Source organism: Mesorhizobium huakuii (assembly GCF_014189455.1).
GTDB lineage: Bacteria > Pseudomonadota > Alphaproteobacteria > Rhizobiales > Rhizobiaceae > Mesorhizobium > Mesorhizobium huakuii_A.
Genome location: NZ_CP050299.1, coordinates 31,150 through 53,682, shown reverse-complemented (window position 1 = coordinate 53,682; position 22,533 = coordinate 31,150). Strand labels below are relative to the sequence as shown.

13 protein-coding genes and 6 pseudogenes are annotated in these 22,533 nt (G+C 60.1%); 10 read left to right on the top strand and 9 right to left on the bottom strand.

Annotated elements, in window-relative coordinates:
* The first annotated feature begins 11 nt into the window (after positions 1–11).
* The 6 genes and pseudogenes from HB778_RS38055 to HB778_RS38030 all read left to right on the top strand — a co-directional run bounded on the left by HB778_RS38055 (position 12) and on the right by HB778_RS38030 (position 5,570).
* Positions 12–257, top strand: a complete 246-nt coding sequence (locus HB778_RS38055) for a ferredoxin (RefSeq protein ID WP_183465736.1) — start codon at positions 12–14, stop codon at positions 255–257.
* A 168-nt stretch (positions 258–425) separates the two neighbouring features.
* On the top strand, positions 426–1,031 hold the full coding sequence (locus tag HB778_RS38050) for a nuclear transport factor 2 family protein (RefSeq protein ID WP_183465735.1): 606 nt from the start codon (positions 426–428) through the stop codon (positions 1,029–1,031).
* A gap of 335 nt (positions 1,032–1,366) precedes the next feature.
* Positions 1,367–2,965, top strand: coding sequence for an SDR family oxidoreductase (locus HB778_RS38045; protein ID WP_183465734.1), 1,599 nt, complete (start codon positions 1,367–1,369; stop codon positions 2,963–2,965).
* Between the two features lie 316 nt (positions 2,966–3,281).
* The gene (locus HB778_RS38040; protein WP_183465733.1) at positions 3,282–4,334 is read left to right on the top strand and encodes an LLM class flavin-dependent oxidoreductase; all 1,053 of its coding nucleotides are present in this window, start codon (positions 3,282–3,284) and stop codon (positions 4,332–4,334) included.
* Between the two features lie 297 nt (positions 4,335–4,631).
* Positions 4,632–4,928: pseudogene (fdxB, locus tag HB778_RS38035) on the top strand (ferredoxin III, nif-specific); the annotation flags it as partial.
* A 21-nt stretch (positions 4,929–4,949) separates the two neighbouring features.
* A complete protein-coding gene (locus tag HB778_RS38030; protein ID WP_183455451.1) occupies positions 4,950–5,570 on the top strand; it encodes a nitrogen fixation protein NifQ in 621 nt (206 codons plus the stop codon).
* 21 nt (positions 5,571–5,591) lie between these two features.
* On the opposite strand, the gene rpoN is transcribed toward HB778_RS38030, so the two are convergent.
* Both rpoN and HB778_RS38020 read right to left on the bottom strand, forming a co-directional pair.
* Positions 5,592–7,055, bottom strand: coding sequence for an RNA polymerase factor sigma-54 (gene rpoN / locus HB778_RS38025; RefSeq protein WP_183455272.1), 1,464 nt, complete (start codon positions 7,053–7,055; stop codon positions 5,592–5,594).
* Between the two features lie 73 nt (positions 7,056–7,128).
* Positions 7,129–7,662 (bottom strand): peroxiredoxin, encoded by a 534-nt coding sequence (locus HB778_RS38020; protein ID WP_183455271.1) that lies wholly within the window; start codon positions 7,660–7,662, stop codon positions 7,129–7,131.
* Between the two features lie 182 nt (positions 7,663–7,844).
* On the opposite strand from HB778_RS38020, the gene HB778_RS42995 reads away from it, so the two are divergent.
* Positions 7,845–7,970, top strand: a complete 126-nt coding sequence (locus HB778_RS42995) for a hypothetical protein (protein ID WP_258598557.1) — start codon at positions 7,845–7,847, stop codon at positions 7,968–7,970.
* Between the two features lie 2,117 nt (positions 7,971–10,087).
* The gene (locus HB778_RS38015) at positions 10,088–10,840 is read left to right on the top strand and encodes a carbonic anhydrase (RefSeq protein WP_183465732.1); all 753 of its coding nucleotides are present in this window, start codon (positions 10,088–10,090) and stop codon (positions 10,838–10,840) included.
* Between the two features lie 230 nt (positions 10,841–11,070).
* On the opposite strand, the gene HB778_RS38010 is transcribed toward HB778_RS38015, so the two are convergent.
* Positions 11,071–11,478 carry a hypothetical protein gene (locus HB778_RS38010; protein ID WP_183465731.1) on the bottom strand — a complete coding sequence of 136 codons (408 nt, stop codon included), beginning with the start codon at positions 11,476–11,478 and terminating at the stop codon, positions 11,071–11,073.
* Positions 11,479–11,771: 293 nt separating this feature from the next.
* Between HB778_RS38010 and HB778_RS38005 the strand changes: the two are divergent.
* Positions 11,772–12,755: pseudogene (locus tag HB778_RS38005) on the top strand (SidA/IucD/PvdA family monooxygenase); the annotation flags it as partial.
* Between the two features lie 525 nt (positions 12,756–13,280).
* Here HB778_RS38005 and HB778_RS38000 read toward each other — a convergent pair.
* The 3 genes and pseudogenes from HB778_RS38000 to HB778_RS37990 all read right to left on the bottom strand — a co-directional run.
* A pseudogene (locus HB778_RS38000) lies at positions 13,281–14,112 on the bottom strand (DPP IV N-terminal domain-containing protein); the annotation flags it as partial.
* Between the two features lie 132 nt (positions 14,113–14,244).
* Positions 14,245–14,940: an OmpW/AlkL family protein gene (locus HB778_RS37995; protein WP_183455450.1), complete on the bottom strand. Its 696-nt coding sequence runs from the start codon at positions 14,938–14,940 to the stop codon at positions 14,245–14,247.
* Positions 14,941–15,130: 190 nt separating this feature from the next.
* Positions 15,131–17,221, bottom strand: coding sequence for a prolyl oligopeptidase family serine peptidase (locus HB778_RS37990; protein ID WP_183465730.1), 2,091 nt, complete (start codon positions 17,219–17,221; stop codon positions 15,131–15,133).
* Between the two features lie 584 nt (positions 17,222–17,805).
* On the opposite strand from HB778_RS37990, the gene HB778_RS37985 reads away from it, so the two are divergent.
* Positions 17,806–17,979 carry a hypothetical protein gene (locus tag HB778_RS37985; protein ID WP_183465729.1) on the top strand — a complete coding sequence of 58 codons (174 nt, stop codon included), beginning with the start codon at positions 17,806–17,808 and terminating at the stop codon, positions 17,977–17,979.
* Between the two features lie 654 nt (positions 17,980–18,633).
* Here HB778_RS37985 and HB778_RS37980 read toward each other — a convergent pair.
* The 3 pseudogenes from HB778_RS37980 to glyA all read right to left on the bottom strand — a co-directional run.
* Positions 18,634–19,623: pseudogene (locus tag HB778_RS37980) on the bottom strand (adenosine kinase); the annotation flags it as partial.
* Between the two features lie 106 nt (positions 19,624–19,729).
* A pseudogene (metK, locus tag HB778_RS37975) lies at positions 19,730–20,904 on the bottom strand (methionine adenosyltransferase).
* 55 nt (positions 20,905–20,959) lie between these two features.
* Positions 20,960–22,297 (bottom strand): annotated as a pseudogene (gene glyA, locus HB778_RS37970) (serine hydroxymethyltransferase).
* Between the last annotated feature and the right edge of the window lie 236 nt (positions 22,298–22,533).

The following is a 22,533-nucleotide window of genomic DNA, read 5'->3' as shown; positions in this document are numbered from 1 at the left end:
AAGGTAGCGGTATGCGCATCATCGTCCATAAACCCAAATGCCAGGGCCACGCGCGATGCTCGGCGCAAGCGCCCGATATCTTCAAGCTCGATGAGGAGGGCTACATCCTGCCTGGTGACATTGAGGTTGCGGAGGGGAAGCACCTACTTGCGTCACGAGGCACGCGATCTTGCCCCGAACGTGCACTGGAACTCGACGCTACACCCGCTGCGCGGGCTGAATCGGATGTCATTCAACCGAGAGGCCGGCGGGTTTAATTGCGGGTCGACCATGTGGCCGCACACTGGAAAGAACGGCATGCGGCGCGCCGCCGTCCTGGGCCAACGGTGCAGGGGCATTTCCGGAAACGAGGTGCTCCCATGGTGTGAAAAAAACTTGGGCGGCTTAGCGAACCTCTTCCGATCACAGGATTTGCGACAAAGACGATGGACCAGGGAAAAATTACCGAACTACTCGACCGTGAAGCGATCCGCGACTGCCTCTATCGGTACTGCCGCGGGATAGATCGCGCGGACGAGGCGGCGTTGCGCAGCGCGTACTGGCTCGATGCGCATGACAATCACGGCGCCTATTGCGGCTCGGCAGAGGGCTTCATCCGGTTTGCGCTCGGGGTCTTCCAGACCGGGCATCGCAACATCCATCAGATCACGAACATCCTGATCGAATTCATCACCCCGACAGAAGCCGCGGTCGAGAGCTATTTCACCGCGCTGCAACGCGGACCGGACAAACACGGAGAAGTACGCCAGACGCTCCTCTGCGGGCGCTACTGCGATCTGTTTCAGAAAAGGGAAGGGGAGTGGCGGATTGCCGAACGGACGGTGGTCTACGATTGGCTCGAGGAGCAGATCCCAGCAGCGATCCCTGAGGCAGAACGGTTCGGGTCGCGGCAGCCTATCGGCGCACCTCATCCGGATGACCCAGTCTACGCGCTTGAGAAGCATCGCATCCTCCTCGCCATCAGGCCTGCTGAGGTTCCGAACGGAGACAAAAGCTATGATGATTTTGCAATGGCACAGCGATCCCGGTGAGAGCCTGCCCGGTAAAGACGTAGCCGAGAGGATTGTCTTTCTGTCCCGTAGCGGCGTGACCGCAACAGCGGTCTGCTCTGTCGCTGATAAATTTGCTGACGCAAGAACGGGACTCTGTTGCGCGGCAGTCTCCGACCCCCAAGCTCAGACCGGAGGACCGGTTCGCAGAGGCAAGTGGCTTACATGGATCCAGATCGGCTCTCATCAAAGGGTCCGTCGCCAGCTTCGCCGGCCAACTGGCCATCACCAGGACGTGCTGCTTTGCCGCAACGGATCATTTGGCCGCCCAATATTGATGGGGTGACATCGCTGAGGCTCGGCGCGGAGAAGTTCTTATGAAGCGGGAAGGACGCATCGTCATCATTACAGGCGCCGCGGGCGGGATCGGCCGGGCCCTGGTCGATATCCTTGCTGGGGGTGGAGACACTGTTGTTGCGGTGGACCTTCCGGGCAGCGGCGTGGTTGAACTGGCCCGTGGCCTCGGCGACCCGCATCTTGGCCTCGAATGCGACGTCTCGCGAGACGTGGAAGTCCTCGCCCTTTATGGCCGGGTCGAAGCGCAGTTCGCTCAGATCGACGTTCTCATCAACAACGCGGCCATCGGACCGACCATGACTGCGACTGTCGACACGGCAGCCGATGCCTTCCGGCGCGGCTTGGCAGTAAACCTGATTGGGCCGTTTGTCATGGCCCGCGAAGCGGCGAGGCGGATGAAGCTGGACGGCGCCATCGTCAACGTCGCTTCGCTGGCGGGGATGGTCGGCAGTCCCAGGCGCAATGCCTACGCAGCCTCGAAAGCGGGCCTGATCTCGTTGACGAAGTCGCTTGCATGCGAATGGGCTTCGCGCGGCATACGCGTGACGGCGGTTGCGCCAGGCTATGTGCGCACGCCGATGGTCGCAGAACTGGAACGCGCGGGTAAAATGGACCTTGCGGCGGTACGCCGCCGCGTGCCGATGGGCCGCATGGCGCGGCCCGACGAGATCGCCCGGGCCGTGCGTTTTCTGACCAGAGTTGAGGCGCGCTACATCACCGGATCGGTGCTGGTGGTCGACGGCGGCTGGACGTCATTCAACCAGCCGGGGGACGCGCACCCGGCGGTGGAAGGGACGCCCAGATCCGAACTCTCTTCTGAGAGCGAACGAACCGATGCGCGAATCGTGCTCGTCACGGGTGGCGCGAACGGCATAGGCGCCGCCATAGTTCGCCGTTTTGCAACGACCGGCGATACCGTCGTGATTGCTGATAAAGATCGCGCTGCCGCTACTGTACTCGCTGGATCGCTCGGCGGAAAGAACCTGGCGAAATTCGTGGATGTGGCCATCGAGAGCGAGGTGGTGGCGCTGTTCGAGGAGATGAGGGGACGCTTCGGGCGCATCGACATCCCCGTCAACGGTGCTTCTATTGCCGACACCTTTGTGGCGGGCATCGAACAAATGCCGGCAGAAATCGACCAGGTCCTGGATGTCAATCTCACCGGCGCCTTCACTTGCGCGCGTGAGGCGGCCAAAGCGATGCGCCCCGGCGGCGTGATCCTCAATCTCGGATCGATCAACAGCTTTCTGCCCTTTGCGCCGCGCCATGCCTACGGCGCCTCGAAAGCGGGGATGGACATGCTGACCCGATGCATGGCGGCCGAACTCGGGCCGATCGGCATTCGGACAGCCACCGTCGCTCCCGGTTACATCCGCACGCCTGCACTTGCTCAGTTGAAGGCCGGCCGCATCGACTCAACAGCGATCGCACGACGAATTCCGATGGGCATGATGGGACGGCCGGAAGACGTCGCAGACGCGGCGTTTTTCCTCGCTTCGTCTGACGCCTCATACATCAACGGCTCGATCCTCTATGTGGACGGCGGCTGGACCTCGTTCGGCGATGCGGGAAACGCCAGCGAATTCTATGACGAATATTTTGCGGAGGACGCTGGTTGATTATCGCCATTCGCCATTCGCCAGGCGACGGCTGCGGCTCGTCGAAGCCGACGACATCCAAGGCTTCAAGCTCCGCCCGCGCCGCGCCCGCAGCGCTGTCTAGGATCGAAGATTTTCGGCGGCGACGAACACGTCCCCATCGCGGTCGAAGCAGTTCCAACCGCTCGCGGGCGCGCGTGCAACCGCAGAATGCGAGCGGTTTGCCGCAAGACTATGCCGCCGCCAAGCATCGGATCCACACCGTGGCCAAAGCCTTCTGCGCGCATGCCGATCGCATCCCCTGATCTACCAATTCCCTCTGGAGACATGAAAGACCATGGAATTCGCAACCTTCATCCTGGCCGCCCAGCGCGGCTATCATCAATCCTCCGACAGCGTCATCCGCAACTCAATCGAACAAGCCGTTCTTTCGGAGCAGGCTGGCTTCAACACCGCCTGGTTCGCCGAGCACCACTTCAACAATTACAGCCTTGTTCCGTCGCCCTTGATGATGGTGGCGCACTGCGCCGGCCTGACAAGCACCATTCGCCTCGGCACTGCCGTCTGCGTGTTGCCGCTCTATCACCCGCAGCGACTGCTTTCCGAGATCGGCTTCGCCGACGTCGTGGCGAACGGCCGTCTCGAGCTCGGAGTCGGCGTGGGATACCAGCAATTCGAGTTCGAACGCTTCGGCGTCAACATCGATGAGGCGCCGGCCATCTTTTCGGAATATCTGGACATCCTTCTGAAGGGCCTCAACCAAAATGTCTTCGAGCACGATGGCCGGTATGAGAAGATACCCCCGACGGCGATTTCGGTGCCCACCGTCCAGAAGCCGACCCCGCCGATCTGGATCGCCGGCGGTCCCCTGCGCATGAGCCGGGCCTATCGCGAGGGACACAATTTCTTTGTCACAGCATTCCACAACGGCTTAGAGACTTTGAGCACGCTGCGCGAATCGATCGAGGAGGCGGCGGCTTCCGAAGGTAAGAATGTCACGGACGCCAAGATATCGCTGCTGCGTTGCTGCTATGCCAGCGACGACCAGGCAGAGATAAACAGCTATCTCGACAATGCCCGCTTCCAGCGCCGGCTGTCTGAAGCACTGCATCAGCGCCGCCAGCAGAGCCTGGACGGCTATTTGCTGCAGGAAACGCCGACGCAGCAGGATCTGTCATTGGAGACTATGCGCGAGAACCTGCCGATCGGCAGCGTGAATCGCGTGATTGATCGCCTACTGGAAGAGATGGATATCCTGAAACCGGACCAGATCGCAATTCAGACCCAATTGGGGGATTTCGACCAAAAGACAATGCTGCGCCAGATCGAGCTCTGGGGAGACAAGATCATCCCGGCGGTCAACAAGTCCCTCCCTCAGGCGAGGGTTTGAAATCCGCAACGGCTTGAGCTTCCACCTCATCTGCTTGTCGTCTCGAAAGGGCAGAAGCGCGCGGACAAGGTAGGACGGAATCTCCAGGTCGCTTGTCGCGATGGGGTTGGGGGTAACCTATGTCGAGGATCAGTCAAACCAGTGCCTTGCCAGGCTATCCATCGCTGTGGCTCTGGTCTGCGGCCCGGAAGCGGTGTCACTATGCCGCTCGCATAGTGAGGATGCAGCTTCCGCATGTCCGCGGTACCCCGGGCGCTCAGCAGCTGCAAGAAAGCTCCATGCATTGGGGAACTCCCGATGAGCGCTTTCGTCACCCGCGACGCCTCCAGATGGGTGCCGCGATATCTGACCACTCTCGACGGCACGACCTGCATCGGCTTCGGCCGCTGCTTCAAGGTCTGCTCGCGCGCGCGGTGCACCTCCATAGCGTCGATCAGCGAGTGAATCCTCGGCGCCGGCGAGGGCGAACACCTCGACGCCGAGCTCAACCGCATGATCATGCTCGTCGACCAGGCCGGCCGCTGCATTGGCTGCGGAGCCCGCATTTACCCAAAGAACTGCCAGACGCATGTTGCGGCCGACAAGGTCGCGGCAGACGACCAGGAGAACGGCACCATGTTCGCTCATCACTATGGTTGGCTCTGCGCCCGCCAATGGCCGCGGATCGAGTTGAAGAGGGGGTTCGATCAGCATGTGCTTGCCTGTGTGCTTTCGTGTGCGCTCGAGGAGGTCGAGGCCGGCGAGGCGACGGCGACGGAGTCGACCGGCCTTTCGCGCGCAGAGCTGCGCGACGTGCTGACCCACAGTTTCCCCGCTACCGCGATAAACGCCTTCGCCTTGGACGAGCTATGCGACCCCAAGCCGGAAATGGAAGAAGAACTTCTGCACAGCCTGCTGCTGGCGCATGCCCGGCCGGGCGATCCGGCGAGCGCCTGCTTCGCTAAGATCGTCGCCCGGCGTGCCATGCGCAACAACCATCTCTGGCAGGATCTTGGCCTTCTCAATCGGGCCGAGCTCAGCCGCCTGCTTGCCACGCATTTTCCGACCTTGGCAGCCGGCAACACCCAAAACATGAAATGGAAGAAGTACTTCTACCGCAAACTCTGCGAGGCCGAAGGTTTTTCGCTATGCACCGCGCCCACTTGCCGGGAATGCAATGATTTCGAAAGCTGCTTCGGCCCCGAGCAAGGCGAAAGCCGCCTCGCACACATCAAGAACGGGATCGCTTTGGATTAAGCGCCGCTTTCGTCAGCGCTGCTAGGCCGCGGAGCCTTGATCGCCCTCTAGCCATAAGCGCTTTTCCCGTCGCCGTTGCACAGAGGAGGGGATGTTCATCGCTTCGCGATATTTTGTGACGGTGCGGCGTGCAACATCGATGCCGGTTTCCTTGAGCCGGACAGCGATATCATCGTCGGAAAGCACGTCAGCAAGCGATTCTCCGGCGATTATCGCTTTGATCCGATGGCGCACAGCTTCGGCGGAGTGCGCGTCGCCCCCTTCGCAGGAGGCGATCGCGACAGTGAAAAAGTACTTCAGCTCGAAAACACCGCGTGGGGTAAGCATGTACTTGTTGGATGTCACCCGGCTTACCGTCGACTCGTGCACGTTGATCGCTTCAGCGACAGTCCTGAGATTGAGAGGCTTCAGGTGGGAGACGCCATGTTCCAAAAAGGCCTCCTGCTGGCGCACGATTTCAGTCGCAACCTTAAGAATCGTGTTGGCGCGCTGATCGAGGCTGCGGATTAACCAGTTCGCGTTTTGCAAGCATTCGTGGAGAAATGCTTGATCTTTCGAATTTTGGACGGCCGCGCGCGAGACTTCGGCGAAGTAGGTATGGTTGATCAGCAGCTTGGGTAGCGTGTTCGGATCAAGTTCGATTTGCCACCCACCGCCAGGCGAGGGCATGACCCAGACTTCAGGCATGACGCATTCCGGCCCTCCGGTGTGGAACTGATTTCCAGGCTTGGGGTCGAGAGCACGGATTTCATGCAACATGTCGAGAAGGTCTTCTTCATCGACGCCGCAATGCTGCTTCAATGCCTGAAAATCGCGTCGCGCAAGCATCTCAAGGTTGGCAACCAACGCTGCCATCGCCGGGTCGAACCGGTCTCGTTGGCGCAACTGGATCTCAAGGCATTCGCTGAGAGTTCGCGCAAAAAGTCCCGGTGGATCAAAGTGCTGCAAGATTCCGAGCACCCGTTCCACATCGTCCGCCCGGACGTTTAGGCTGCTGGCCAGTTCCACAAGGCTTACCTGAAGATAGCCAGTATCTTCCAGGTGAGCGGCAAGCTGGCCAGCAATCAGCCTCTCCTGCGATGTGAACGCAGTGAGGGCGATCTGACGCGCGACGTGGTCGTGCAATGTTTCGGCGGAGACGGAAAAATTGTCGACTGCATTGCCCGCGCCCGGCGGGGCGTTGGCTGTGTTGCCGGTCGATTTCGATTGCATGAACCTTTCCGGGGCCTCGGCACTGGTCGGCTTGTCAAAGTCCTTTTCACGTGCGCCGATGTCGGGATCCTCTCCCGGAATCGACCAATCATCTCCAGACGGCCCTTCCTCGCTTGGCGCCAACTCCAAAAGCGGGTTCTTTGCGATTTCCTGCCCCACGTACTGATGCAGCTCGGTATGCGCCAGTTGCAGCAATCGGATCGACTCAATCAGTTGAGGCGACGCAATCATAGATTGCTTCTGACGCTGAAGCAGGCTTGCTGAGGATTGCATGGTGGGCGCGACTCCTGTCGAGCGTGGCTCTGGCGGTGGCCAATGGGATCTGCGAGGCTTTGACGCCGCTAGGTCATGCGGCAGCCTTGAGGGTTTCAAGAACGTTCTGCGGGGATGATACGCCATAGGGGTCGGCCTCGCAGTTGTCGGAGAAACCATCCTCCTCAAACCACTGCTCCACCACGCCATTGTTGATAAGGGCGGCGTAGCGCCAAGAGCGCATACCGAAGCCGAGATTGTCCTTGGCAACCAGCATGCCCATTTTGCGCGTAAACTCGCCCGATCCATCCGGGATGAGCCGCACCTTCTGCAGGCCCAAGGATTTCCCCCACGCATTCATGACGAAGGCATCGTTGACGGAAAGGCAGTAGATGGCTTCAATTCCCTCCTTCTCAAACTCGTCATAGAGGGCTTCGAATTTGGGCAGTTGGTAGGTCGAGCAGGTCGGCGTGAAGGCGCCAGGTAGCGAGAACAGGATGACGCGCTTGCCGGCAAAGTAGTCGTCGGATGTCTTTTCTTCCCAGCGATATGGATTGGGCCCCTGAACTGACTCATCGCGCACACGCGTGAGAAAGGTGACGAAGGGAACCCTCTTGTGGACCGTCATCAGCTTGCTCCTTTAAATGAAAACTTGTGCACGCCTTCTGGGCGTGCCGACATTTGTCGGCCTCGGCGCCCCAGGCACGAGATAAGGTCTTGCGGTTCCCGACCCGCTTTGATTCTCGTGGGATGGGAGCATCTTGGCTTCTGGTCTTCATCACCCGAACGACGTCGACATAGGTGATCTTGGTGGCATCGGGCGGCGCCGACAGCCTTTTGCGGCGATCGCCTGAAGGGGACATCGACGACCCGCTGCTCGTCATCGAGGAAACAGGCGTGGTGATCAGAAGGGGCAGTTTCGAAATAGGGCTGTGACGCGCCAACTGTTGGGTTGCGAGAGAGCCCCGATTTCGGAGTACCGAAGGTGGTTGGCAGTGACGCGCCGACGTCAGCTTGGGCATCCCTTTTTGGGAGTTCTTTGACACTCACACATTGATCAGGACCGGCCAGCAATTGGGGGAGCGCCATGAATTGGCGCGTCGGTCCCAGAACAGCCATGCGCAAGACAGCTACCGAGCACGGAGGTCTGGAAGGGATGATACGTCGATGTATAGCCGGAATGGGCATAGTTTCCTCAGGCGCTTGCATGCAGCTTCGCGTGTAGGCCATGTTCGTTCGTGGCTTTCATATGTGCTGGATGCGTTCTAGGGACTACATCGCAAGCGCCATGCCATTTGACTTGAAGCAGGGGTTCACTGCTTCGCAGGCAACCGTTCGGCGCGAGCAGGAGCGGGGCGCGCCTTTAGTCGCTTACTCGCCCCTCAGCAAAGGTACTGAGCTCGACCAGGTCACCGTATCAGCGTTCCCTGGATCGAAGTGGTATCGATCGGCGATGTCGTAAAGCTCGGAAATCCGCGGGCTCGCAAGACAGGCAGTTTGCGGTGGGCGTCCAATCACACCCCGAAGGTCGCACTACGGGCGCGTACTGTCAGGCGGTCACAACTTCCGCTCTGGCTCAGGTGGCTGCCGCGTTCGTTCAGGGCAGGTCGGTCCGTTTGCGCGACTGAGGTGGGGTGAGGTGAGGTATCCACCAGCAAACCATGTTGTGTCTGAGACTGCACGAGAATGTCGAAAGCCCGACGAAATCGTGACCTGGCCGGGCCGCGCGCACGGAGAAGTGGTGCAGCATCATCGGCGCAAGTCCGGCACGCAACTTGCTTCGATAATTCTGCCTGTCGGCCGTGCGTCGCGGAGGGCCCAAGCTGCTTGAATTCGCGACCGATCTCATCCGCGCTCGTGGCGGGTGGACTGCCCCCCGCAACAGCCGCCTCCGGCGGGACTGTACAACTACTGGTAACCGCGACTGTGTGATCAGCAGTGCGATCTCAATCCGGTGCATGAACACTGACCTCCGAGATAAACCAGATGGCGACCAGACCGGTTTCAGACCATGTTGGGTTCGAAGTAGCGATGGACCCCAACCTGTTTATGTCGCCCGGCATGCCACAGACGCGCAGGAACGCAACTGGTCGCCGGCGTCCCTGCCCGCCGCCGCCCGTCGCCTTTTTTGTTCGCCGTATAACACGCGATAACACGCGCCATGGTCGGGGTGACTAGATCATCACTTGCTCCAAAGAGACCGCGCGGGGTGCTGCAGAACACCGAAACCCATCTTCGCCTCCGCATCCGCCGGATCCTCGCTGCTCATCCGCCGCTGCCGCGGCATTGGTAAGCAGAAAGGCGAACGCGACATCAAGATATCCATCCCGTAAATGTGCGCCATCCAACCAATCGATTTTCCAAAGCTCCGCTGAGAAATATATGAAGGCGCTTGGTTTTGGTGGGCCGTATCACAAGTAGTATTTGGGATAACAATGGGTATTCGGGTAGCTCAAGTTCCCGAAACCCTCGGCAGCGAGGGTCACGACGTGCTCTTGGATTTCAAGGCAATGTCTGGAACGACGTTAGTCGAGGCGATGACGCCACCTTGGCTTGCGAGGGCAAGGATCAATCGGTCGCGAACAAGGCTGGGACGCACTCTCCCGTGACAACGGCCGCGACAAACCGCGTAGTTTCTGTGAGGAGAATGAGAAGTTCTACGATCCCGGCGAAAAAGTCCCCTACGCTGGTGACGGCTGCCGTGGGCGCTGTGTTCCAGTTCCACGATCGAATGTCGAAGCACTTTTGCCTCTGCCGCCGCGAATAGCGAGAACAATTCGCAAGATTGTACGCAACCCTAGATGGGGTACCGCCGCGAGTGTTATTGGTGTGCCACCACGTTCAGGTCTGCTCAATGTCAACCTGTAATCAGTTAGCCTAAAATCAGCGCGGTTGCGGAGTCGAAGCCGCCAGTCTGCTTCATGGACGGAAGCCAAGGCTTGCGCCAGGCGTCGCCCCGCACTTGACCACATGCGTCGCCCTATTGGCGATCAGGGGCCTGCTAGGACAGCGGCAATCGGAAACATCAGTTCGCATTAAGGAGCAAAAACAATATGCATCGTCGTAATCTGATTAAAGGGTTCGTCGCACTCGGAGCATGCCCGGTTTGCGTTCAAGCCGCGCATGCGGTCAGCACTCATTGGGGATATACAGGCCCGGACGGACCGGAGCACTGGGCCGATTTGGACAAGAAAAATTTCGCCTGCTCGGCAGGCACGCAGCAATCACCGATCAATATCAAGAGCGCAGTCAAGGCCGAGATTCCACATATCGCCATCGGTTGGGGAAAAGGCGGCGGCAACATGGTGAACAACGGTCACACCATCCAAATCAATATGCCGGAAGGCAGCACGCTGACTCGCGGGGATCGTGTCTACGAACTGGTACAGTTCCATTTTCATGCGCCGAGCGAACACCAGGTGGCGGGCAAGACCTTCCCGATGGAAGCGCATTTCGTTCATAAGGACACACAGAGCGGTGGTCTGGGTGTGCTGGGCGTCTTTTTGAGGCCGGGCGCGACAAATGTCAGCTTTGCCGGCCTTGCCGCGGCCTTTCCCGGAAAGTCAGGCGAGGAGATCGCGGTCGACGAGGTCGATCCCAACGGGCTCCTGCCTGCGTCGCTTGGCTACTGGACCTACGAGGGGTCATTGACGACACCGCCATGCACCGAAAACGTCGAGTGGATGGTGGCAATGGAGCCGGTCGGCGTCGACCCCGCAGACATCGAGCGATTTACCTCACTCTACCCGTTGAACGCGCGGCCTATCCATTCACCTAATCGGCGCTTCATTCTAGGCCTCGGTTGAGTCGGCGCTGTTGCGGTTCCATCCAGCAAAGCTCAGCTAATGGCACGAGCTTTGAAACTTAAGTGCGAGTCGGCGAGAGCTGCCGACCCGCATCACTTCCAACCAGGAGAACGGCCTTGCCCTTTGGAACTTTTTATCGCGTCTGACGCGTCACTGGTCCTATGCAGTAACGCTCTAATTGTCTCGTCCAGCATTCCATCCGCAACAGTCTGCACAACGCTGCGGTTGTCTCAGTTTGCAATTTGAATGGCGGCAGTTTCGGGCGGCGCATATTCAGCTGGTCGTTTAGCCACCCTTTCACCGTTCACGATTATGACCGCACCCTCAAACTGGCAGGCTTCAATAGTCGCTTTCTCGATTGACCGGATATCGTGAACGTGAGGCAAAATCTCTTTTGCTGTGAGATCGGCCCGGCGGGCAGCACTAATGATCTGCTTATCGGGGAATCGTTCTCTAAACATTTTGGCCGTTGCAACTTGGTCTGAGTCTGCCGTGAGCAGATACCCGACCCGATCACAAACCTGCTGCCCGTTGGTTTGACATAATTTCCTTCTGGCACGTTCGATGCAGGGACATTCAGAACGCCCCAGCGGATGTCCTCCTCTGATCAGCCTCATCGAAAAATACTGTCGCTGCATTCAACACCGCAGCCTTGACGGTCACCAAGCCGGTCGAAGGTCGGCGCATCATGGCCAAGGCGGGCGACTGCGCGGATTAAATACGGGAGGCTTGGAAGCATGTCGCTGACGGCGACGTGGCGGACATACGACAATCCGCCCAATCGCCACATGTCGCCGGCATGAGTTGTTGATCTTATCACTGGGCGGGATCCACGGGCTTCACACCCGACAACACGAACGCGAGGACAAACTGCTGCAAATCCAGCGGCACCAAGGTCGAGAATCACTGCTGGAGGGTAAGCCCAACAGCTATGGCCGATACTTGCCGCGAACATCCCTTATTGGGAAACGCTATAGGAGCAAGACAAGTGGAGCACTCTTGCATTGGGGTCGGTGCTGGCCCGTCTAATTTGAGCCTTGCGTGTCAGTTACACGAGGAAATCGGGCAAGGGGCACTGTTCCTGGATCGGCAAGTCGACTTCCGCTGGCATCCAGGCAGCGCATTCGATTCCTCGGAGCTCCAGGTCAGCCACTTCATGGATCTGGTCACGCTGGTGAATCCGCGATCGGCCTACACTTTCGTAAACTACCTGCACGAGAACGGGCGTCTGTACCACTTCCTGAACGCACAGTTCGAGGCCGTGCTCAGAGCTGAGTTCGAGCAGTACCTGAACTGGGCTTTCCAAAAAAATCCGCTTGTCCGCGGCGGAGAGACGGTGCGCGAAATCCGCTTTGACGGCGAGTTTCAGGTGCGGACGGACGACGCGGTTCTTGGCGCCAGAAACGTGGTGGTCGGCATTGGCAAGCAGGCGCAAATTCCGCCTCAGTTTCAGGGCTGGACTGGGGCCAACCTGTTCCACTCATCTGATGTACTGCACATCCATCCAGAAGTGCGGAAAAAGGATGTCTGCGTGGTTGGCGGGGGACAGTCGGGAGCCGAGGTGCTGTTGCATCTTGTCAGCCGGCCGAACGAACAGCGGCCTGCCTCGATCACTTGGGTCTCACAGCGCGAAAACTACCTGCCCATCGACAACAGCCCGTTCACAAACGAGTTGTTCATGCCCTGCTTTTCGGATCGTTTCGCGGCGATGAGCGAGTCGCAGCGCAAGCTCTTCCTTCGGCGTTTTGTGCTTGCCTCGGACGGCATTTCGGAAAGCACGCTGCGCGCTGTGTATCAGGCGCTGTATCGCCACGAATTTCTCGAGCCAAACCAATGCGACATCGCACTGTGGCCGGGTTGCAACGTCTCGCGCTGCATCAACGCCGGCGCGGGTCACAGGCTGACCCTGCAGCGCGGCATTGACGATATCGAAGAAGTCACGGCCGACATCGTCATCCTGGCCACCGGTTACGAGAACGCGGTGCCAGGCTTCTTGGAACCGATCGCGGACCGGCTGGAACAGATCGACAAAGAGATGGTTATTGGCGAGGACTTTTCGGTGTCCTGGGACGGACCGCGTGACAGACGCATCTTCGTACAGAACGCGAACCTCGGGCAGCGCGGGCTGGCCGATCCGAATCTTAGGCTGCTGGCCTGGCGCGCACGTCGCATCCTCAACAGCCTTCTTGGGCGCTCGCCATACGCGAACCCCGAGCATCCTGGATTCATCAGCCGTAACCTCCCTCGAGAGCTGGTGCGACACAGCAGGCGAAGAAATGGGCAGCGGGATATGACGCGTCGACTCTTGGTCATTGGCGGTGGCATCCAAGGAATGATGTCCGCCGCCGTTGCGGCCAAGGCCGGCACCTGCTCAAAAATGACCGTGACGGAACGAGGCCTTGGACCCATCGGCGCATCGCACTGTTCCGGGAGGGTGTATTTCTCGCGGGTTCAACCCGCTCGCCTCGAACCGGATCTGGCGCTTGACCGAATCGACATAGTTTACCCCCCGGACCACGTACTCACCTCGGGTGATCTGGCTCTTGAGCGCGCCCGTCCGTCTGGCGAACAGGTACAGGTGCTCGTGCCCGTCGCGCTCGGACACCCAGATGATCTCCTTCCCGTCATCGACATCGTGACGAAAGGTTTTTCCGGTACCTTCCTGATCCCGCCGCCAGCGGCCGGTAATCGACGGAGGTCTCACTGGTTTCATCGATCAGGCAGCGCGCGCGGCAGTGGCGGCGTCTACCTCGACGAGCCTATAGAGCTGATGCCCGCGCTGGTTATATTCGAAAGTGAAGCTGCGGCCCGTCCTCCCACCATTGGAGAGAGGAAAGTTCGAAGGGATTCGAGAACAGGGCGTTGTCAATCGCGACCTGGCGCCGGCTGGCAATGTCGAACAGGTCCGGCTGGGGCAGCGGAGCGGAAGGACATGCCCGGCTTGGGATAGACCATCGTTGAATATTCGCGCTGCAACTGGTCCGTCGACGAATTGAGGTAGGGGATCTCCCGCTTGTAGCCGGGGCGAACGCGGTAAGCCGCGAGGTGGCGCGAGTCCGGCGACCAGTTCAGTGTCGAAAAGACGTAGTAATTGCCCTCGGATCCGTCCCGGCTAAGCGCAACATCCTGCAATCGATAGAGGCGATCCATTTGCCGTCGGGCGAGACGCTCCTCTGGTCGGGGTTATTCTCAGCCGGTGGCGTGTAGTCATGGCTGAGCTGCGTGTCCGGGGCCTCCACATCCCACGTTGTGCTGGTGCAGGCATAGGTCGCATATCCGACAGCTCGGACAACCTGGGTTGACGGCTGGTTGACAAAAGTGGACCGGCGGGCCGACGGCAAAAGGGCGCACGAGGCGCCCTTAATGTCAGATCGGCTGTCGGAGAGCCACCTTCGCCTTCCGTATCAGAAGCGGTAAGTGACACCTGCGCCTATCAACCATGGATCGAGCTCGGCCTTGCCCGTCAGTTTCGCCCCGGCCACGGTGACGTCGAAGTCTGGCTTCAGGAAAAGCTTCTTCACGTCGAAGTTGACGCCCCAGTGCTGATCCACCATGTAGTCGAACCCGACCTGCAGCGCGGTGCCGAACGTGTTCTTAACCTTGAGAGCATCGGCGCTTCCGGCATGCTGGTTATAGAAGATCGTGTAGTTCACGCCGGCACCGACATAGGGCTTGAAGGCGCCGAAATCGGTAAAATGATACTGCACTGTGAGCGTAGGCGGCAGCAGCCAAACCTTGCCGATATTGCCCAGCCCGCCGAGCGTTCCTTGGCCGTCGATGTTGGCATAGGTGGTGCCGAGGATAAGCTCGGCGGCGATGTTGTCCGTGAAGAAATAGGTGATATCGAGTTCCGGGATCACGGTGTCCGAATAGGAAAGACCGGAGCCGGGCACCGCATTGACGTAGCCCGAATCCTTAGTGATGACCCCCAACCCACGCAGGCGGATCTGCCAAGGGCTTGGCGCTTCCGTGACCAAGACCCCTGCCTGCGGGACGCTTGCGGCTACCGGAGGCTCCGCCGCGACGGCCTGCTGCCCCACCATCATCAGGACGACGGCCGCTGTTACTCCCCGCGCCACGCCCATTCGCTTTCTCGCCATGATATTCTCTCCTTTACCTTCAGAAATGATGAACTGCACTACTAAGAATCTCCTCTGGCGAATGTACATTGAAGCAATCTCTCATGCCAACTTGCACGAGACTGTGCCGACATTACTTGCGCCTTCGCGCAATCACCGATCTATGCTCACTTTTGTTTGACACGTTGTCATGTTCGGGTTGCGCGCCCACCTATCGAACGCCATCGCCGTGCCAGCCGATGGCACTGCGAAGGAAATTGTTGCCCAGGGCAATGAATGCGGCCCGCTCCCGGTTGTCCTTGCCGTGGCTGTGCCCACCTGCGCTGGGCTCGTAGAAGTAGGCGGGATAGCCAAGAGCCTGCAGCTTTGCGGCCATCTTACGCGCGTGGCCCGGGTGGACGCGGTCGTCCCGCTTCGTGGTGGCGAGCAGGATAGGCGGATAGGGCTGTCCCGGCGCCGCGGCGTGATAGGCGGAGATTTCCTTGAGGAAAGTCCAATCCTCCGGCTTGTCGGGATTGCCATATTCGTCAATCCCGCTTGCGCCCAAAAGCCTGGTGTAGCGGCGCATGTCGATAAGCGGGACTGTGCAGAACAACGCGCCAAAATGCTCGGGGTAGCGGGTAAGCATGTTGGCGATCAGCAGGCCGCCATTTGAGCCGCCCTCGGCGGCAATCCGCCTCGGCTGCGTAATGCCCCTTCGCACGAGGTCGGCGGCAACGGCGGCGAAATCGTCATGGGCGAGACGCTTGCCCTGTCTGCGCCCGGCGTCGTGCCAACGGGTGCCGAACTCGCCGCCCCCACGGATGTTCGCCACCACGCACGTGCCGCCGCGTTCGAGCCACAGCTTGCCGAGCGCAGAGTTGTAGGAGGGCAGGAGCGATATGCCGAACCCGCCATAGGCGGTGAGATGAACCGGGGCATCGCCGTTCCCGTCCGCCGGACCGACCTGCGTATAGGGGATCATCTCACCATCGATCGAGACTGCCTCGTGGCGCGTGACCACGAGCCCGGCTGCGTCGAAATTTTCCGGGTTGCGCTTCAGGATTACCGAAGCGCTGAGAGGCGGCGCGGTATCGAGGTCCAATAGGAGCAGCTGCGGTGGCGTGATCGGGTCCTGAGCCGAAACGAGGATCTCTCCATTGGTCTCGTGATCTTCCGCATCGAGGGACCACAGGTGGACAGTCCCTTCGGCGGGCACGGTGTCCAGGGCTCGGCGCGTCCATTCCTGCCGGCCCGGAGTGAACGTCTCGAAACGCGGAACGAGGTCCGCCAGATAGGAGATGATGAGCTTCCCGTCGTTCCAGAAGAATGACTGCAGAGAGCGCCTGTCGCCAGGTTCGAACAGGGTGACAAAGCCGCGCTCGCCGGCAATGAAAGAGGAAAGCGAGATGCCGATCAGTACGTCGGAGGCATAGGTCGTCCCTCCCACCGTCCAGGGTTTGCCCGGCTTTACCGCCAGCCAATCGCCGAAGACACCCCACCAGGCGTCCCGAGGAAAGTCGATTTCAATCTTCGGCCCGCTCTTGTCGCCGGTTCGGACTATCTGCTCGAAGAAGCCAGTATTCTCGATGAACCAAAGGCGCTCGCTCTCGGCGGTGCGGTCCACATGACCAGACACGCCTAGGGATTCGGAACAGCCGGCCTCGAAGATTGCCGGCGCGGTGAGGGGATCCGCGCCACGCTTCCACAACCGCACGGTACGCGCGAAGCCGGAGCGGGTGACCATGCTATCTCCAAGCGCACTGGAAAGCAGAAGTGTGTCAGGGTCGAGCCAATCAATGGAGCCCTTGGCCTCCGGGAGATTGAAACCGTCGGCGACAATGCTCAGAGACATCAGGTCGAATTCGCGATGTACGACCGCGTCGCTGCCACCGCGCGATAGGCGCAGAACGGCCTTTTCCCGTCTCTGCGGCTCGGTCGACGCGCCACTCCAAATCCAGTCCTCTCCGTCGCTAGCCGCGAGGGCATCCAGATCGAGCAGTAGCTCCCACTGGGGATCCGCCTTCATGTAGGCGGCAAGGGTGGTCCGGCGCCACAATCCGCGCGGATTTCCGGCATCTCGCCAGAAATTGTAGAGGTACTGACCGCGGCGCGTAATCGCGGGAATCCTGTCGAAACGGTCGAAAATCATCGTCAGAGCCGCGCGGTCGCGCTCGAACCGCGTTCCCCCGCAGTGCTTCAGCGTCCTTGCCGACTGGCTGGCGGTCCAGTCAAGGGCCCGTTCGCCTTCCACATCTTCGAGCCAAAGGTAGGGATCGTCGTCGGGAGCATTCAGCGTTGGACGGAAATCGAATGCGGTCATGTCCGCACAAACCAGGAAAGAAAAGCGCAATGGCTTCCGTCGGCTTGGGAAAGCTCAGTGTTTGCGGGGGCGACCGCATGTTCGAAAAGGGTGATCATGGGATGAGGTCTTCTCAGTCGGTGCGGCGCGGCAGTGCGATTGCGGATAGGACCGCATGTGTCGTGCCAACTGAGAAAATCGTTTCAGAACAAGCGATCACGCTGATAGCGTTGTGTCTCATGTCCGACATCGTCGGAAATCCGACAACGAGTGGGTAACGCCTGATCGGTCTCCTGCGCGAGCTCGTTGGGCATTGCGGAAGACTCAAGCAGTAAGGCTCATCGTCAACTGCATTGCCCACGCCGTCATCCCCGCCGGCATGGCTGGTGGACCGCTGACACCGCCAGCGTACCATCCAGAACTCCAGCACGATCGCCTGGCGCGGCTCGTCGGCTGCCGCTCCTGTCTCAAACCTTGATTATGAGCTACCTATGCTCTGCGCTGCCCTATTCAGCCGCACGGCGATCCAGGTTTGGCGCCGGAGATCGTCGCGAGTTCATTGAGCCCGATCCGCTTGCCATTACCTTTGATCCGGCAATCGGGTCATGCTGGTTCCCCCCGGACAACCACACCTTGATCAAGCCATCGCTTTGTCCGGGCAGTATATCGGCACGGCCGTCATGCGCGTCCCTGCCACGCGGTATTCGGATGGGGTAGGTGCTTCCTTGGAGCTGAAGCCCGACCTGGCGGACGCCTGCGCCAACATCCGTATGGCATAGAGCTTTCGGCAAGGCTACGGCATCAACACAGATGGTACGGCAATACTATCGATGAGGCCTCGACGGGAAAAGACGGCGGAGGGAGCAACGAGACGATGATAGGCAGCCGTTGCGGTCGACATGCGCGGCGAATTCTTGAAGGGGGCGCCGAGATCTGTCTCGTACGATCCGCTGAGTCATGCGCAGCACTTGCCCATTTGAGACCCGCGGCCGAGAAGGCGCAAAGGGCTAAGGCGGGCTAGCTGAAGGGCGTAGCGCCGAGACGCAGCTATCTCGCGAACTGCCATGTGTCGGTCCTAACTATTCAAAAAGGAAGAACAGGTCGACCGCGAGGGATCGGTGCGCGATTTCTGCGGGTGTTTTAAACCACCCGGCCAGAATCTGGCACGGCGGTGCCAAAGGAGAACTGAAGCACGGCTCCGGCGCCAAGGTTTCGCTTTGCCCAGCAGCAACTCTCTGCCTAAATCCGATTGAGACGAGGCTTGGCTCTGCCGCCGCGAAGACAAGATGGAACCCAGATATTATCCCTCTGCTGATCTGGACGCAGACGGAAAGCCGCCGCCTATCGGGGATCGTGGGGTTTCAATTTACCCGCGGTCCCTGGACAGCCTTCTCAACGGGAAGGCGAGAGCCAGCGATTGGAACGTGCGGATGGACGAGTCCCGCCTGCTCGGCTTCGCGACGCAGGTTCTGGCGCGGGCGCGGGCCGATCTGCTGGATCACCAATCCGGCCGCCAGTGAGCCAAGATCGCCGCAGGTCTTGAGGTCGCGGCCTTGCGTGTAGCCATGCAGGAAACCGGCGGCATAGAGGTCGCCGGCGCCTGTCGTGTCGACCAGTTCCTTGATCGCCGTCGCCTGGATGACCACGGTCTCGTCGCCGCGCACGATGACCGAGCCCTTTTCCGAGCGGGTGACGGCGGCGATCTTGCAATCCTTGCGGATCTGCGCCAGCGCCTCGTCGAACGACGATGTCTGGTAGAGCGACTTGATCTCGTGGCTGTTGGCAAAGACGATATCGACGGTGCCCGAGCGCATCAGGTCGAGAAATTCGTCGCGGTAGCGGTCGACGCAGAACGAATCCGAGAGGGTCATCGACACTTCGCGGCCCGCCGCGTGCGCCAGCTTGGCCGTCTGCCGGATCGCCTCCTTGGCGCGCGGCGGATCCCACAGATAGCCTTCGAAATAGGTGACCTTGGCGCCGGAAGCCTTGTCGGCCTCGACATCCTCCGGCCCGAGCTCGACGCAGGCGCCGAGATAGGTGTTCATCGAGCGCTCGCCGTCGGGGGTGACGAAGATCATCGAGCGCGCCGTCGGCGGCAGGCCCTTGAGCGGCCTGGTGTCGAAGGCGACGCCCTGGGCATGGATGTCGTGGATATAGATTTCGCCGAGCGGATCATTCGACACCTTGCCGAAGAAGGCGGCGCGACCGCCGAAGCTGGCGACACCGGCCGCCGTGTTGCCGGCGCTGCCGCCGGAGGCCTCGATCGCCGGGCCCATGCGGCTGTAGAGCAATTCGGCGCGCTGGGTGTCGATGAGGTTCATCGCGCCCTTGATGATGCCGTTGGTCTCGAGGAATTCCTCGTCGCACTGGGCGATGATGTCGACAATGGCATTGCCGATGCAAAGCACGTCATATTCCGGCATCAAAGTCTCCGCTCAACGGTCCGCTGGCCTTCTGCCATGCCGGCCGGGCGCGGGTCTCGGGAGTTGGAATGGGTTGCCGCATGTAGCTGGATCCAACATCGGCGCCTCACGCAGCTGCCGGTCCTGCCTCACGCAGCAAGTCGTCAGCTCTGTCCGTCTTCTCCCATGTGAACTCAGGCTCTTCACGGCCGAAGTGTCCGTATGTCGCGGTCTTGCGGTAAATCGGGCGCAAGAGATCAAGCATCTTGATGATGCCTTTTGGTCGGAGATCGAAAAGATCGAGAATAAGGCGCTCGATCTTTTTTCCTCGATCTTTGCGGTCCCGAAAGTGTTGACGAGGATAGACACCGGGGCAGCCACGCCGATTGCGTAGGCAAGCTGAACCTCGCAGACCTCCGCAAGGCCGCTGGCAACGACATTCTTTGCGACGTACCGCGCGGCATAGGCGGCCGAGCGGTCAACCTTGGATGGGTCCTTGCCCGAGAAGGCGCCGCCGCCGTGACGACCCATCCCACCGTAGGAATCGACGATGATCTTGCGTCCGGTGAGCCCGCAGTCGCCGCGTGGCCCACCGACCACGAACCGGCCGGTTGGATTGACCAGGAACCTGATCCCCGTCGTGTCCAAGTTGGCAGGCAGGACCGGCTTTATGATCTCCTCGATGACGCCTTCGCGGACTGTTTCTGGTGAGACTTCCCCCGCATGCTGCGTCGACAGGACTATGGTATCCAGCGCCACCGGGCGCAAACCTTCATAGCGGACGGACACTTGAGATTTTACGTCCGGGCGCAGCCAGCCAAGCTGTCCCGCCTTCCGCACCTCCGCCTGCCTTTTCGTCAGACTGTGGGCGAGTTGGATCGGCAAAGGCATGAGTGTATCGGTCTCGCTGCATGCGAAGCCAAACATGAGGCCCTGGTCCCCCGCTCCCTGGTCGAGATCCTGCCCTCGTCCCTCGTCAACGCCCTGGCTAATGTCGGGCGACTGCTCGGTGAGAGCCAGAACGACGGCGCAACGGCGACCATCAAAGCCGATGGCATCGTCATCGTATCCAATATCGAGTATCGTCTCGCGGGCAACTTGGCTGTAATCGACCTGCGCATCGCTAGTGATCTCGCCAGCCAGAACGACCATCCCTGTTTTCACCAACGCTTCGCACGCGACGCGCGCCTTCGGATCGGTGCGGAGGATCGCATCCAGGATGGCATCCGAGATGTTGTCGGCCATCTTATCCGGGTGTCCCGCGCCGACGGATTCGGAAGAGAATACGAACTGCCTAGTCATTGAATGTCCTCGCTTCAGATGTTGGAGTTAGGTGGCAACCTTCGATTTGCCCGCCTTACCTGTCGGTGATGCCAGGGACCTCGAACGCAGCGCAGAAGTCGGCGACCTCTCTCCGCACGCAGGCATGGACATCCGGATCATTGGGCTGGCGGCAGGCCAGGTCGATGAAGGCGGCAATCTGCACCATTTCCGCCTCGCGCATGCCCATGGACGTCACTGCTGGCGACCCCAGGCGAATTCCGCTTGTGACCGCCGGATGGCGCGGGTCGCCCGGCACCATGTTAAAATTCGTAATGATGCCTGCCTTTGCCAATCGCTCCGCATAGGCTTTGCCGGACAGTGGTCGATCGCGCATATCCAGGATCAGCATGTGATTGTCAGTCCCCCCGGTGACCAGGTCATACCCTCGCTCCAGAAGCGCCTGGGCCAGCGCCTTGGCATTCTTGACGATCTGCTGACCGTAGACACGGAAGGACGGGGTCGCGGCTTCCTGCAAAGTGACAGCTAGAGCGGCGATGATATTCATATGCGGTCCGCCCTGCAGGAGAGGGAACACCGCACGGTCTATACGTTTGGCGAGATTGTGTTTGCTTTTCGGATGATAGAGCGCCTGGTAGCGATCTTCATTCCTTGACAAAATGAAGCCCCGCGGGGACCGCGGATTGACTTGTGAGACGTGCTGCTGACGACGTCGCAATGGCCGACGGGGTTCGGGTGCGCTCCTGCGACAATCAGGCCACTGATGTGTGCGATGTCGGCCACCAGATAGGAGTTCACCTCCGAAGCGATTTCGGCCATTGCCGCATAGTCAAAAACACGCGGATAAGCCGTTCCGCCGACCCAAATGAGTTTCGGCCGTTCCCGCTTGGCCGTCTCGCGCAAGCGGTGATAGTCAATCTGCTGCGTCTTTTCGTGCAGCCCATAGGGGACGCGTTTGTAATCAGCGCCGGAGAAGTTGACGGCCCATCCATGTGTCAGATGACCCCCCACCGGGGAGAGACAAGCCCATCACCTTGTCTCCCGGGCTCAAAAGCGCGCGATAGACAGCCTGATTGGCCGGCGAGCCGGAATAAGGCTGGACGTTGGCGTGTTCGCTGCCAAATAGTGTTTTCAAGCGCTCAATGGCGAGGTTCTCAAGCTCATCGACGATCTCGTTTCCCGCGAAGTAGCGCGCACCGGGGTATCCCTCGGCGTACTTGTTCGTGAAAATCGAGCCGGTCGCTTCCAGCACGGCCGAAGAGGCGAAGTTCTCAGAAGCGATCAGTTTGAGCGTCGTGCGCTCCTGCCGCTCCTGTCTTATAAGCAGTTCGTGAACGCGGCAATCGACCGCGGCCAAGGGAGACCGTCCGTAGGTGTCGGGCTGCGCGATGGCGTCGTCGGCGGAGTTGTCCATGATAGTTTCGCGCTCCGCTTTTTTGGGTTGGTCTGTCTCGACGATTAAGCAGGAGGTCCCCTTCGCCCGAGCGTCTTGCATCGTCGCTTCGAGGCGTTGGAGGTCTCGTTTATGATGGCCATCGTTGGGGGGCAGGAGATCGACCAAGAATTGAACCAGCCCGCCGTCCTTGCCTCCTGCTTTCAGATAGTAGGACCGACGTTGATCGTCGCACCAAAGAAAATCGGCTCTGGCGA

Bases quoted from the DNA above. Each gene is read 5' to 3' on its own strand.
- HB778_RS38015 (WP_183465732.1), top strand. From the start codon at position 10,088: ATGCATCGTCGTAATCTGATTAAAGGGTTCGTCGCACTCGGAGCATGC.
- HB778_RS38050 (WP_183465735.1), top strand. From the start codon at position 426: ATGGACCAGGGAAAAATTACCGAACTACTCGACCGTGAAGCGATCCGC.
- HB778_RS38010 (WP_183465731.1), bottom strand. From the start codon at position 11,478: ATGCAGCGACAGTATTTTTCGATGAGGCTGATCAGAGGAGGACATCCG.
- rpoN (WP_183455272.1), bottom strand. From the start codon at position 7,055: ATGCAATCCTCAGCAAGCCTGCTTCAGCGTCAGAAGCAATCTATGATT.
- HB778_RS38030 (WP_183455451.1), top strand. From the start codon at position 4,950: ATGTTCGCTCATCACTATGGTTGGCTCTGCGCCCGCCAATGGCCGCGG.
- HB778_RS37995 (WP_183455450.1), bottom strand. From the start codon at position 14,940: ATGGCGAGAAAGCGAATGGGCGTGGCGCGGGGAGTAACAGCGGCCGTC.
- HB778_RS38020 (WP_183455271.1), bottom strand. From the start codon at position 7,662: ATGACGGTCCACAAGAGGGTTCCCTTCGTCACCTTTCTCACGCGTGTG.
- HB778_RS38055 (WP_183465736.1), top strand. From the start codon at position 12: ATGCGCATCATCGTCCATAAACCCAAATGCCAGGGCCACGCGCGATGC.
- HB778_RS37985 (WP_183465729.1), top strand. From the start codon at position 17,806: ATGCTGGTTCCCCCCGGACAACCACACCTTGATCAAGCCATCGCTTTG.
- HB778_RS38045 (WP_183465734.1), top strand. From the start codon at position 1,367: ATGAAGCGGGAAGGACGCATCGTCATCATTACAGGCGCCGCGGGCGGG.
- HB778_RS38040 (WP_183465733.1), top strand. From the start codon at position 3,282: ATGGAATTCGCAACCTTCATCCTGGCCGCCCAGCGCGGCTATCATCAA.
- HB778_RS37990 (WP_183465730.1), bottom strand. From the start codon at position 17,221: ATGACCGCATTCGATTTCCGTCCAACGCTGAATGCTCCCGACGACGAT.